The sequence below is a fragment of the Pseudoalteromonas sp. S3776 genome, assembly GCF_005886915.1.
GTDB lineage: Bacteria > Pseudomonadota > Gammaproteobacteria > Enterobacterales > Alteromonadaceae > Pseudoalteromonas.
Genome location: NZ_PNCU01000011.1, coordinates 1 through 12117, shown reverse-complemented (window position 1 = coordinate 12117; position 12117 = coordinate 1). Strand labels below are relative to the sequence as shown.

14 protein-coding genes are annotated in these 12117 nt (G+C 41.1%); 4 read left to right on the top strand and 10 right to left on the bottom strand.

Annotated elements, in window-relative coordinates:
- Positions 1-28: 28 nt before the first annotated feature.
- Entirely contained in the window at positions 29-277 is a 249-nt protein-coding gene (locus CWC16_RS06140; RefSeq protein WP_055015297.1) for a TIGR03643 family protein, read from the bottom strand.
- A 119-nt stretch (positions 278-396) separates the two neighbouring features.
- On the opposite strand from CWC16_RS06140, the gene CWC16_RS06135 reads away from it, so the two are divergent.
- The 3 genes from CWC16_RS06135 to CWC16_RS06125 all read left to right on the top strand — a co-directional run bounded on the left by CWC16_RS06135 (position 397) and on the right by CWC16_RS06125 (position 3892).
- On the top strand, positions 397-1089 hold the full coding sequence (locus tag CWC16_RS06135) for a substrate-binding periplasmic protein (protein ID WP_138540889.1): 693 nt from the start codon (positions 397-399) through the stop codon (positions 1087-1089).
- An 11-nt stretch (positions 1090-1100) separates the two neighbouring features.
- Positions 1101-1757 (top strand): YoaK family protein, encoded by a 657-nt coding sequence (locus CWC16_RS06130; RefSeq protein ID WP_138540888.1) that lies wholly within the window; start codon positions 1101-1103, stop codon positions 1755-1757.
- A gap of 74 nt (positions 1758-1831) precedes the next feature.
- On the top strand, positions 1832-3892 hold the full coding sequence (locus CWC16_RS06125) for a TonB-dependent receptor (RefSeq protein ID WP_138540887.1): 2061 nt from the start codon (positions 1832-1834) through the stop codon (positions 3890-3892).
- 21 nt (positions 3893-3913) lie between these two features.
- On the opposite strand, the gene CWC16_RS06120 is transcribed toward CWC16_RS06125, so the two are convergent.
- Complete coding sequence (locus tag CWC16_RS06120; protein WP_138540886.1) at positions 3914-4696, bottom strand: AraC family transcriptional regulator; 783 nt, start codon at positions 4694-4696, stop codon at positions 3914-3916.
- Positions 4697-4827: 131 nt separating this feature from the next.
- Between CWC16_RS06120 and CWC16_RS06115 the strand changes: the two genes are divergently transcribed.
- A complete protein-coding gene (locus CWC16_RS06115) occupies positions 4828-6000 on the top strand; it encodes an MFS transporter (RefSeq protein ID WP_138540885.1) in 1173 nt (390 codons plus the stop codon).
- Here the strand turns inward: CWC16_RS06115 and CWC16_RS06110 are convergent.
- The 8 genes from CWC16_RS06110 to CWC16_RS06080 all read right to left on the bottom strand — a co-directional run bounded on the left by CWC16_RS06110 (position 5997) and on the right by CWC16_RS06080 (position 11811).
- Positions 5997-6221: a hypothetical protein gene (locus CWC16_RS06110; RefSeq protein WP_138540884.1), complete on the bottom strand. Its 225-nt coding sequence runs from the start codon at positions 6219-6221 to the stop codon at positions 5997-5999. The genes CWC16_RS06115 and CWC16_RS06110 overlap by 4 nt on opposite strands.
- 113 nt (positions 6222-6334) lie before the next feature.
- The gene (locus CWC16_RS06105; RefSeq protein WP_171037632.1) at positions 6335-7177 is read right to left on the bottom strand and encodes a glycosyltransferase family 2 protein; all 843 of its coding nucleotides are present in this window, start codon (positions 7175-7177) and stop codon (positions 6335-6337) included.
- The gene (locus CWC16_RS06100) at positions 7167-8225 is read right to left on the bottom strand and encodes a glycosyltransferase (RefSeq protein WP_171037631.1); all 1059 of its coding nucleotides are present in this window, start codon (positions 8223-8225) and stop codon (positions 7167-7169) included. Before CWC16_RS06100 ends, CWC16_RS06105 begins: the two co-directional genes overlap by 11 nt.
- Positions 8209-9243 (bottom strand): glycosyltransferase, encoded by a 1035-nt coding sequence (locus tag CWC16_RS06095; protein ID WP_138540881.1) that lies wholly within the window; start codon positions 9241-9243, stop codon positions 8209-8211. The genes CWC16_RS06100 and CWC16_RS06095 overlap by 17 nt, the downstream gene beginning before the upstream one ends.
- Positions 9240-10259, bottom strand: a complete 1020-nt coding sequence (locus tag CWC16_RS06090) for a glycosyltransferase (protein ID WP_138540880.1) — start codon at positions 10257-10259, stop codon at positions 9240-9242. Before CWC16_RS06090 ends, CWC16_RS06095 begins: the two co-directional genes overlap by 4 nt.
- Positions 10256-10840, bottom strand: a complete 585-nt coding sequence (locus CWC16_RS06085; RefSeq protein ID WP_138540879.1) for a glycosyltransferase — start codon at positions 10838-10840, stop codon at positions 10256-10258. Before CWC16_RS06085 ends, CWC16_RS06090 begins: the two co-directional genes overlap by 4 nt.
- Before the next feature lie 81 nt (positions 10841-10921).
- Positions 10922-11074 (bottom strand): hypothetical protein, encoded by a 153-nt coding sequence (locus tag CWC16_RS19850; protein ID WP_160318638.1) that lies wholly within the window; start codon positions 11072-11074, stop codon positions 10922-10924.
- Between the two features lie 323 nt (positions 11075-11397).
- A complete protein-coding gene (locus tag CWC16_RS06080; RefSeq protein ID WP_138540878.1) occupies positions 11398-11811 on the bottom strand; it encodes a GFA family protein in 414 nt (137 codons plus the stop codon).
- Between the last annotated feature and the right edge of the window lie 306 nt (positions 11812-12117).

Sequence of the window (12117 nt, the reverse complement as noted above, 5' to 3'; positions counted from 1 at the left end):
AACATCGTATGAAACTTAAAAATAGCTTTTATCGCTGCTTATACTGTGTTTTACAGTGGCTGCGCATTATGGCTGGATCTCGTAATTTTAAATGCTTTGTTTTACGCCCTGCATGACGTTTACGCCACACTTTAAAACTGCCCTTTGAAATATGCCCCCTCATAAACGATACAAGCTGTGAATAATTAAGTCCGTATAACTGCTCTATAGCCTCAAAGGGAGTTCTGTCTTCCCACGCCATTTCTATGATTCGCGATTGTTGCTCTGCGTTAAACATGGTTGTCTCTTAAAAATTTAAACTTATACGAGAAGAAAAAATACATAGATCATCACCTCAAAACCGAATATCGCTGTATACTAAACACACTAACATAAGAAAAAATTGGATTTATATGTATGCGCACATTACTGCTGCTTTTAGCTTTTAGTTTTTCTTCGCTATTATTAGCCGCGCCAAATAAAACGCTACGCTGTGCAACGACTCATTACCCGCCTTTTACAATTTATGACGATGAAACACATACCTTTACGGGCATAGATATAGACTATTTAGCTTTTATAGAGCGTAATTTAAAAGTAACCATTGAGCTGGTACATTTACCGTGGGCACGTATTAAAAAAGAAATGAAGTTAGGTTACTACGATTGCTACTTTGCGCTCGCTAATAATACCGAGCGAGCACAATATTTAGAATTTACTAATGAACCACTACACACCACCCAATTTGGTTTATTTAGCACAGAAAAAGAAAACCTTAATAATGACTTATCAAATTCACGTATTGCTATGCTAAGAGGCGTTAAATTACCCAGTGTACTGGCAAAAGAATATAATCTTAAACAAAGCAACTTTATGCATTCACTTTCAACCAAGGCCACGTTTGATTTGCTTGATAAACAGCGTGTTGACTACGCAATTACTAATTATCAAGCCGGTTTATGGTACTCAAAAGGCTATAAAAACATACATGCTAAGCAGCTTGAAGGGTACGCTCTACCTGTCTATATTGCTTTTAAGCATGGCGTGGTCGACACCGCACTCGTTGATGAGCAAATAAAGCGCTATAAAGCGCAATTCGGTGTGCATTAATAAGGTAGGCAATGTTAACTAAATTACCAAAATGGGTTGAGTATGGCGCGTTTGCACTCGCCTTCATAGCGGGCATTGTTAACGCTATTGGGTTATTAGGGTTTGAACATCAGGCTATTTCGCACCTTTCGGGCAGTGTAACGCTACTTGGTATTACATTAATGAGTAATGTCTCTAGCGCACTATTGCTATTGGCTGTAGTGCTGAGCTTTATGCTTGGCTCTGCCCTTTCTGGCTTTTTACTTACCGGCGGCTCGTTAAAGCTTGGGCGACATTACGACACCCTATTATTTATTGAAGGCCTATTACTACTTTTAAGCGCCTATTTACTCAGCCGCGCCCATGTTTATGGCATTACACTTGCCAGCGCTGCGTGTGGTTTACAAAACGCCCTTGCCACTAATTACAGCGGCGCAGTAGTGCGCACCACTCATTTAACCGGTATTTTTACCGACCTAGGTTTAATGATAGGCAAAGCGCTAAAAGGTGAACCCTTTGATACCCGCAAAGGCGTTATGTTTTTACTTATTATTTTTGGTTTTTTACTTGGCGGTATTACTGGGGTTATTTTATTTGAGTATTACTCAATACTTGCTTTAGTGGTGCCTGCGCTGGCGTGCTTTGTATTATCTGTAACGTATAAAATTTACAGAGTTCGCACACTTTAACGCTATTGGTTTAAATACTGTTTAAAACACCTTACCATTGAGTTAATAAAGCGTTATTCACCTTAAAGGAATGTATGAAACCTTATATTTTGCCGCTGTTATTGCCACTCAGCCACGTTACACTTGCTGATAATAAAAACAATGATGCAATAGAAACCATAACAACCACCGCATCACGTACAGAAGCACTGGCTACACCCTATCCGCTTACTATTAGTACCTTATCTGAGGCGCAATTAAATAGCATTGCGCCTACTCATGTTGAAGAGTCGTTACAACGTATTGCAGGTGCTAATGTACAGCGCGGAAATGGGCAAGAATACTTACCGGCACTTCGCTCGCCGGTGCTCTCGGGCGCAGCAGCCTGTGGCGGCATACTCACCCTTGAAGATGGCATACCGCTACGTGCTGCAGGCTTTTGTAATATAAACGAGCTATTTGAAGCGCATAGCGAAATGGCAAAGCGCATTGAAGTATTAAAAGGCCCGGGCTCTGCACTTTATGGCTCAAACGCCGTGCATGGTGTAATTAATGTAATAACGCCAGACACCACCCAAGGCGGCGGACTTTTTGGGCTTGATTATGGCTCATACGGGTATGCTCGTTATAAATTACGCGCAGGAAAAGACTACGGCAACAGTGGGATTGGCATTAATGCAAGTGTTACCGACGATACTGGTTACCGTGATGATGAAAGCGTTAAACAGCAAAAAGTAAATATTCGCCACCGCTTTGAAAACGATAACCTGTTACTGACCTCCGGCCTTACATACACAAATTTAGATCAGCAAACTGCAGGCTTTATAACGGGTTTTGAAAGCTATAAAAACGAAGACATAGCACAGCAAAACTTTGATCCCGATGCCTTTAGAAAAGCCCGCTCATTTAGAGCGTGGAGCAACGCCCAGTGGCACTTTAAAAATGGCAATGTGCTTTCTATAACGCCTTATGTGCGCGACCAAAGCATGGACTTTTTTAAGCATTTTTTACCTGGCACCCCGCTTGAAACCAATAGTCAAACAGGCATAGGTGTGCAATCGCTGTATCAACATAACTTGCAAAGTAATATAAAAGTAAACCTAGGGCTTGATGGCGAATACACTCGCAGCGACTTTACACAAAGCCAAAACGAGCCAACTCAGGGCTCTGCATTTTTAGTAGCCACAGTACCGCAAGGCAAACATTACGATTACGATGTAAACGCAACCCTGTATGCACCGTTTGCATCAGTTGAGTGGCAATTAAATAAATGGTTTATTAGCGCCGGCCTAAGATATGAGCACATGCAGTACGATTACACTAATAATATGCTGACTGGCCGCACAAAAGATGATGGCACTGAATGTGGTTTTGGCGGATGCCGTTATAGCCGCCCAGCCAGTGGTAAAAACAGTTTTAGCAATACCTCACCTAAGCTTGGTGTAAGCTATAAGGTCAACAAAAACAATACGCTATACGCTAACTTTTCGCGTGGCTACCGAGCGCCGCAAGCGGCAGAGCTTTACCAATTACAACGCGAGCAAACTACCGCTAATTTAAACCCCGAAATAGCCAATAATGCCGAGCTTGGCTTAAAAGGGTATTACAGCGATGTGAGTTATGTATTGGCTGTGCATGCCATGAGCAAACACAACACTATTTATCGCGATAGCGACTTTTATAACGTTAATGATGGCCGTTCACGCCACCGAGGTATTGAGCTTGAAGTAGACTACGCATTAAGTAAAACACTTAACTTACAATTTGCAGGTACACATGCAAAGCACACATATACCAATAACCAGTTAATTAATGGGCTAAATATAAACGGTAACAACGTAGACACCGCGCCTCGAAATGTAGCTAACCTTGATTTAACCTGGCAAGCCTTTAATAACCTAGCGCTTGCACTGCAATGGCATAGCGTAAGTAGTTACTATACCGACCCAGAAAACCGTCATAGCTACGAGGGGCATGATATTTTAAGCTTGCGGGCTAAGTGGCAAGTTACCAAAAACCTAGAAGTGCTTGCACGTATAATTAACCTGACCGACGAAGCTTACGCAGAGCGTGCTGATTACACCAGCTTTACTGGCGATAGGTACTTTCCTGGTAAACCGCGTAACGCCATGATTTCAGCTACGTACACGTGGTAATGCGTTAACTTAAAGATTTAACTAATTTAAATCGCCCATGTATTTAGTGGGCGATTTGCCCATAACCTTTTTAAACATAGTTATAAACGCACTCACCGATTCGTACCCTAATAACGCCGACACTTGTTGTACGCTTTGCCCATCTGACAATGCCTGCAGCGCTGTAATTATATGTAATTGCATTCGCCACTTACCAAAGGTCATACCGGTTTGCTTTTTTATAAGCCGTGCTAAGGTCCGCTCGGTTAAAGCAAAATCGTGTGCCCATTGCGCAAGGGTTTTGCGATTATTTGGCTGTGCGAGTAACTGCTGCCCCATCGTTTGAATAACCGCATGCTTAGAAAGCGCAAAGTCGAGCGGCTGGGCGGGCATTTCAATTAATAAATCAAACAGTACCTGAGCTAAGCGTGCTGTTTTAGAGTCTTCGTTATAGGCTTGGTGCTCGCTGGCGAGTTTTAGCATTAAACTTTTTACCAGCCCCGTTATTGCTAATGTACAGGTATGCTGTGGCATACCGTGCTTATTGGCATCAATAAATACAAAACATAATTTGGCGTTATCAGATGCGCGATTGCTGTGTAAGGTGTTTGCAGGTACCCAAATAGCGCTATGCGTTGGCACCATCCACATTTTATTAGCGGCTTCACAGGTTACATAACCATCAAGCGCTAATATTAATTGCCCTTTTGGATGTGTATGTAAAGGGTATTCTTTACTGCCTTGTGCGGTATCTACTTTGGCGATTATGGGCTGTACCATGTGCTCGTAGTTTTGTAGGTATCCCCACCCTTTAGGCTCAAACATATTTTGTCAGTTTTTAGTTATTTAATGTCAGTATAGCTAAATTATAATACTGCTGATTTGTTTATACTAGCGCCCATTATTAGCTAACATATTTTGTAATAATGACTCATACACCTAACAGTAATAGCGGTATGTCTCGCTTTTCAGGCGTATTACTTGTAATCGGTATTTTACTTATTGCTGCCAATTTACGTGCGCCTTTTACAGGGGTTGCCCCTGTGCTTGAACAAATAATTGCGCACTTTAATTTAACCGCTTCGCAAGCAGGCTTTATTACCACGTTACCGCTAATTGCCTTTGCCATTATATCGCCTATGGCTGCAAGCCTGGCTGAGCGCCAAGGGCTTGAGCGCACATTGTTTTTTGCTGTATTTTTAATATTACTGGGTATTGCTGGGCGCGTGATTGATTCAGCCATTATGCTATTTGTTGGCACCGCCATAATAGGCGCCGGTATTGCCATAGCTAATGTACTCCTACCGAGTTTAATAAAACGCGACTTTCCAGCAAAAGTTGCGGTAATGACCTCTGCTTATGTACTCACCATGGGCGTTGTATCTGGTGGTTTTTCAACGATAGTTTATCCGCTCAGCCAATATGAAGGCTTAGGCTGGCAGTTTGCTTTAGGGGCAAGTGCACTTATTACACTTACCACGTTAGTTATATGGATGGCGCAATTAAATAAACACACTAAACCTACACAAACAACGCATACCTCAGCACTTACTAAAAGCATTTGGCGTTATGCACTTGCATGGCAAATTACACTATTGTTAGGTTTAAATTCGTTTTTAAACTACATCATCATTACGTGGCTACCCAGCATACTCACCGAAGCGGGGCAAAGTGCAACGCAAGCAGGTGCCTACCATGGGGCTTTTCAAATTGCGACCGCCATACCTGGACTGGTACTTATACCGTTACTTGCCAAGCTCAAAGATCAAAGTGCGCTTAGTTTTATACTTGCATCACTCAGTGCAACCTGTGCGCTTGGTTTGTTATATATGCCAAGCTTTGCATTGATATGGACACTACTACTTGGTTTTAGCTCTGGCGCGTGTTTTATTTTAGGGTTATCGTTTATTAGCTTACGTACCGATAACTCAACACAAGCGGCCTCACTGTCGGGTATGTCACAAAGTATTGGCTATTTACTGGCGGCTATTGGCCCTATGATAGCTGGGGCGCTACATACAAGCACTGGCAGCTGGAGTGCGCCACTTTGGCTATGTGCAGGTGCGGGCGTGCTATGTGCTACATGTGGCTGGTTTAGCGGAAAAAATACCACGCTTAATAATAGCTAGCTTATCAACTGGCATAACCATGCTAACAAGCCTGTCGCTGGCTTTTTTACTGACAAGTGCTTTTTCTCAAAGCGCTTATTTGTGGCTTCGCGTTGTGCGCGGCGCTCTTGTGCTAAATTAGCTTTTGCAGCAAAACGCAGGCGCTGCTCTTGAGTTAGGTCGTCATTAAAGTTAATGGCTGACTTTTTAACGGCTCGGCTAGTTTTAGGTGAACTACACATATATTTCTCCACATGACGGTCTTATAAATAGACAGTCATGTAGGAAAAAAAATTTCAATAATCGTTTGTCATATCCATTGCTTGTTTCGCTTTTAGCATTTAACGCACCTAATTTAATACGGCGAGGTAGAGCGGCACGCTTCTATTTCATTGGTGGTCGGTTTTTTTAAAAATTTAACGCTGTGGCTCTTTTCGTCAATTTCAACAATATCCATAGCGGCCATTTTTTTTAGCCAACCAAACATAGGTAAAAATTGCCACTTATTTGCAAATGTATTGGCGTTGTTACAAATATCTTCGGCGTAATTTAAAGGTGGCGTGAACTTATCGTGGTACTGGTGCAATACCCAATCATCAATGTAATTAAGCTTTATATTGCTTACTTTGCACTGCATTGCAAAGTCGGTGTCTTCTGCGCCGTAGCCAATAAACTGCTCATCAAAACCATTAACTTTATTAAAGTCACGTTTATTAATCACAAAAATTAAAGACCAAAAAGTTAAAAAATCTACCTCTTCGTTTGTAGGTAAGTTTTTGCGTTTAGGGTGATCAACAGCTTCCTCCACTAATAATTCATAGTTACCGCTTTTGGGCACATACGGTAAATACTTTGCTTTAGCACTGACCACTAATCCGTGGGTTAGTTTAGCAAGTAAACTTTCAAAAAGTGTTGGGGAGCAAATGCAATCTACGTCTATAAATATAACGTCGTTTTGCTGCGCATTTTTAACCCCCGTGTTGCGCGCTTTAGCAAGGGGTAAGCCATTTTCTTGTATGTACACATTTTTGGTCACAAAAGACGTGTTTGGGGTAACATTATGGCTATTTTTTTCATCCATCCACACTACCACCATATCAGATGGGCGAAGCGTGCTATTTTCTATACTGTGGATAAGGTTAGCAAGCTGCTGGTGGCGGCCTTTTACAATAGTAACGATTGAAAAATTATGACTCAATTGCAACCTCCTTAACTAATTCTACAAACTCGCTGGTAAACTGTTCTGTAGCATTTATTATTTGTGTTTTACTTGTTTGGGTTTTTCTTACATTAACCAACGCAGCCTCTATTTGGGCATTGTTGTGCTGTAAAAACGCTGAAAAAGGCAAATGCACTGCGAGGTTATTTTTAGCTAACATGCGCGCTTTTTCATCTTGCTCTTGGTAGGGTCGGTTTTCGGGTATAACAATTAGCTTTTTCCCCAGTGATAACAACTGTGATACTGCGTTATTGCCACCACTTGTTACAACCACATTTGCTGAAATCACTTGATCTATATTGCTCACTTTGCCTTTGTAGGTTACTCCTTCAATGGCTTCACCTTGGCAACCAATAACCTCAACGTGTTCGGTGTACTTAATAAGTGTACGGGCAATTAATGCCGCGCTCTGGGCATCGGTCATTAGCAAAGTAATACAGCTGCCAAAATCTGTATTGGTGGCGCTTTTACAACTTGTGTATTTTGATATAAATCCTAAATAATGAGTTTTATTAAAATAGCTGTAGTGAGGTGTTTCTAGCTGCTTTGGGTACGGGGCATATAGTTTAGTCGCGCATTCGTAAGCAAACACTTGCGTGGGATCGCCACTAATATCACCCGAATGGCGCTGCATTAAAACAGGTAAACCAATGCTTCTGGCCATAATAGTCAGTTCGGCCGATACATCACTGATAAATAGTACCGGTTTGTATTGCTGCGCCAATAGGTTAAAGGTTATGGAGCGTTCAAGTGGCGCTTCGCTATATTCGATTCCTTCAAATGCAGTGTTATAGCTTCTTTGTACAGCGCTTTGGCCTGCCCATTTTGAAGGTAGCTTTTCAAAAATGCTCCGCTTACACACTTTATTCAAAGCAATTTTTACGTTTAAATCGCCATAAAGCACCACTACGTTATAGCTATTTTGTAACTTAGTAATAAGTAACTCAGCACGTGTAATGTGGCCCGCGCCATGATGGTGAACATAAAAAAATACAGTCGGTAAATTTGGCTCATATAAGTGCTGCATATTCGGCCTCATAATTTGAAACAGTCACGTTAAAGTCGAAGTTTTTAGCAAAAGATTGGCACGCTTGCGGCGATACTTTGCCTAGCTTTTTAATGGAAGATACAGCTTCATCCACATTGTTTAGTGCAGTACACACGTTAGAAAATCGTAGTTCTTCTGGTATGGCTGTTTTAAAGCCTACAACAGGTATACCATGAGCAAGCGCTTCAATGGTGGTTAGGCCAAAAGGTTCGTTCCACTTAGAGGTAGCTAAAAACAAACAAGATTTAGCAAGTTGTGTAAACAATTCATCGTGTTTTAAATGCCCAATATAATAAATGGAGTCTGTAAGAAGCGGTTCGACGTGAGCATTAAAGTATTCCCTATCCTCAACGGGGCCAGCTATGCATAATTTGCGCTGTAATTTTTGCGCTATTTTAATCGCCGATACTAGGTCTTTTTCGGCGTTAATACGTCCCATCCAAAATAAATCGTGGGTTTTATTAATTTTTTGCACACACTCACTTTTGGGTAGAGTAACGCCATTTGAAATCACTTTAATGGCACTACCTAGATGAGCCTCCCACTCTTTGCATAACCTGTTAGATACAGCAATATAGCGGTGATCGCTACGCGCTTTATGCAGCTTATGTATTAAACCTAACTTTGGTGATACCGGGGCATGTAAAGTAATTACGCTTTTTATATTATGAAGTAATGCCACATCATAGAGTGCATGGTAGTAACTGTGGTAATGCACAACGTCGTAATACGAATTATCGATTAGCGCAAATTGGGCAGCTTGGTACAGCTTTTGGCCTTCTTCCTCTGTGGTTATGTTGTCTTTCATGCGCATTGGGGATTCATCTAACTGTAAAATGTTAAACTCGTTTTCTTCATCAGCATCTTTACACAACACATCAACAGTGTGGCCTTTTTTACACAATGCGTTAGCTAAATTAGCAACAAAGGCTTCTGTGCCCCCTTTAAAGGGCTGTCGTAAAGAGACTATTGGGCTTGCGACCATCAGTATTCTCATGCAATTCTCCCCAGTATATTGCTATATTCGCTACACATTTTTGCAATAGGAAAATTACGAGCGCTTTTAATTACATCGCTTTGATTTAGTGAGAATGAAGCCTCAAGCGCGGCGGCTAAACTATTTACATTATTGCCCTTAGCAAGCACACCTGCGCCTTCACTGACTATTTCGGCAAATGCACCGCGATTAAACGACACCACTGGCGTACCTGTTGCCATAGCTTCTAAAGTAGAAAGCCCAAAAGGCTCATCCCATCGGGTGCCAAATACTGCAGCTTTGGCATGAGCCAATTGGTGTTTGATACTATGGTGATCAAGGTGCCCTAAATAGGTATCGCAGGGTTTTAGTAAAGGCCGCACTACGTCATCCATATAGTGTTGATCGGCTATGGGGCCGGCAAATTTAATAGCAATCCCCATTTGTTGCGCTGTAGATATTGCTATATCAATGCCCTTACTTGGTAATATTCGGCCATACGTAAACACATAATCTTGCGGCTTTTTTGTTACCTGCCAGCGTTTAAGGTCTATACCATTGTAGGTCACTTCTACTTTATCGTTTATAAAAGGCTCCCACGCTTCTGCTAAAGAGTGCGAGACTGCGGTAAAGTGTATAAATGGCGAGTAAGAAGCCAGCCCTACCACCGCTTTTAATTTTGAGTAAGGCGGTGTGTGCAACGTGGTTAACATAGGAATATTATGTTTACTGGCCCACAGTATGGGAATCGGGTTAAGGGAGTTGTTATGCACTACGTCAAACTGCTCTTTAGTTATATCGTCCATTACCTTGAGCATAAAATCGTTTTCAACTATATCGGGGTATTGTTGATATTGGCTGTTATCTATCGGGAACGATTTTAATTTACAGTTAACCTCACTGTCTGGGTGAGCATATAAAGTAACCTCATAAACTGATTGGTAGTATTCAACTAATGCGCCAGTAAAAGCTTCTAACCCACCAGCATAGGGAGATTTAATAGGAAATCGGGGATGCGCTATTATTGCTAGTTTCATACAGCAAGCTCCTCGCGACCATGCGGTTTTTTATACAAAAGAACGAGTGGCACTTCCTTTTTGCTTTTTGTAGCAAACATCTTTTTCATTAGCTGCCAATCGCTGCTTGGGGCTGTTTTAAAAGGTAAAAACGCAAATAATGAATTCTTTTTAAATACCAGGGTTTCTATCGGTCTTTGATAAGTGCGCTCTACTTTTTTTGTATTATCAAAGTAATAGGGAGTAAAAACAAAGTCCTCTTCAAAGCCTTCGTTTATTAGTTTAAAAGTGTGCTTTTCATCAAATACATCGTCGTCAGTACGAAAAACAACAAAATCACTCAACGTTGTTTGCAGCCCCACGTTATAAGCCGTAAACCGACAGTTTAGTGTGTGATCAATATAAATAATGTTGGGGTCAATCGCCTTTAATCTTAGGCGTAAGTTATACCTTTGTTTGTACTTTTGTGTTGAGTTATCAACAATCGTGATGATGTAATTACTGGCGTATTTTTGTATTTCTTTAACGCGCTCTATAACACCTTCATTGCAGTGGTAAGTTACTAGCACGATGGCCGTTTTACAGTACCTTTTGCTTTTCATTGTTTTTCCTTAGCCATATTATTTAAAACCGCTTAAACAAGGGGATTAATTTCCATATCTATTACGCTAATAAATCAAACGCTAACTTTTGTATTCGTTAAAGTAAGCGCTTAGTTGTTTTAAGCGCAGCTCTAAGGCTAACTTTTCAGAGAGTTTCCAGTGGGGTAATTTTTTTAAACGTGATTTGGCTGCTTCTAATTCAGCCCCTACTTCGCTCGTGGATAAAATTCTCATTCGTTTCACCTCATCATTAATATGTAGTCCGTGGTGTTTATCAGCAATTAACAAGCCAAATAGGTACATATAAAGATAAACTTTATTTTTATAAATATCATAAACTTAAATACAAAAGCTGAGGTGAGCTACTACTACAAATGAGCATGTAGGCATATATTTCAATAAAATATGAAAATAATTCACAAAGTCATTTGGCCTAAAAATACTTTAATTTTATATAAAGAGGAGGTAAAGGAGGGAGTAAAATGCAGCTAGCGAGATTTTTCCCACTAGCAAAGCATAACTAATTAGCTATTTTATTTTCTCAACGCTAACAGCACTTATGATTGAGGTGTAGTTTCAAAAGCAGGCACTTGGTGTAAATCGTTTAGCCATTTAAGCGTTGATTGCGACCAAATTTGTGCAGCTGGGGTAAATTCATCTCGCTGATCAACAGCACCTATACGCAGGCCGTACACTCTATCGGCTTTAGCTTCATTAGTTGCGTAAAGTGTAGTGCCGCACGTACCACAAAAGCCTTGCGCACGTTTATTGCCGCTCTGTGCTGTTTTAACATACTCTTTTGGCTCGCCTTTAGTAAAAACGACTGAGTTAGGCTCACCCATAATGACCGCTCTAAATGGCCCGCTAGACATGCGTTGGCAATCGCTACAATGACATACAAGTACGTTATTATTTTGCGACTGGGCTTGGTATTTAATTTCACCGCAGTAGCAGCTTCCAGTAATTTTCATTTTACTCTCCTTGAGCATGTTTAAAGGTGTTTAACCTAGGGCGTGTTGACCTTTGCGGATTGAAATTTGTTCAATCTAGGGGCGATTAAAATCGCGGCGCGAGGTTTGTAACCTAGTGGGCTCGATAACTGCTCCTGCGTTATTCTAATGACTTACATCCATGTAAGAATAAGTAAAAACCGAGCAAAGCTTCCGCGTCCTGCTCACGCCCCTTACCTACATCCATGTAGGCAACAAAGAGTAAATGGCCCCTAGGCAGAACCTGATTGGCATTTTTACGACGTTATCGCCTAATTATGGTGAATA

What these genes read in the sequence shown, in the direction of transcription:
- CWC16_RS06140 (WP_055015297.1), bottom strand. Translation starts at nt 277, where the DNA reads ATGTTTAACGCAGAGCAACAATCGCGAATCATAGAAATGGCGTGGGAA.
- CWC16_RS06135 (WP_138540889.1), top strand. Translation starts at nt 397, where the DNA reads ATGCGCACATTACTGCTGCTTTTAGCTTTTAGTTTTTCTTCGCTATTA.
- CWC16_RS06130 (WP_138540888.1), top strand. Translation starts at nt 1,101, where the DNA reads ATGTTAACTAAATTACCAAAATGGGTTGAGTATGGCGCGTTTGCACTC.
- CWC16_RS06125 (WP_138540887.1), top strand. Translation starts at nt 1,832, where the DNA reads ATGAAACCTTATATTTTGCCGCTGTTATTGCCACTCAGCCACGTTACA.
- CWC16_RS06120 (WP_138540886.1), bottom strand. Translation starts at nt 4,696, where the DNA reads ATGTTTGAGCCTAAAGGGTGGGGATACCTACAAAACTACGAGCACATG.
- CWC16_RS06115 (WP_138540885.1), top strand. Translation starts at nt 4,828, where the DNA reads ATGTCTCGCTTTTCAGGCGTATTACTTGTAATCGGTATTTTACTTATT.
- CWC16_RS06110 (WP_138540884.1), bottom strand. Translation starts at nt 6,221, where the DNA reads ATGTGTAGTTCACCTAAAACTAGCCGAGCCGTTAAAAAGTCAGCCATT.
- CWC16_RS06100 (WP_171037631.1), bottom strand. Translation starts at nt 8,225, where the DNA reads ATGCAGCACTTATATGAGCCAAATTTACCGACTGTATTTTTTTATGTT.
- CWC16_RS06095 (WP_138540881.1), bottom strand. Translation starts at nt 9,243, where the DNA reads ATGAGAATACTGATGGTCGCAAGCCCAATAGTCTCTTTACGACAGCCC.
- CWC16_RS06090 (WP_138540880.1), bottom strand. Translation starts at nt 10,259, where the DNA reads ATGAAACTAGCAATAATAGCGCATCCCCGATTTCCTATTAAATCTCCC.
- CWC16_RS06085 (WP_138540879.1), bottom strand. Translation starts at nt 10,840, where the DNA reads ATGAAAAGCAAAAGGTACTGTAAAACGGCCATCGTGCTAGTAACTTAC.
- CWC16_RS19850 (WP_160318638.1), bottom strand. Translation starts at nt 11,074, where the DNA reads ATGAGAATTTTATCCACGAGCGAAGTAGGGGCTGAATTAGAAGCAGCC.
- CWC16_RS06080 (WP_138540878.1), bottom strand. Translation starts at nt 11,811, where the DNA reads ATGAAAATTACTGGAAGCTGCTACTGCGGTGAAATTAAATACCAAGCC.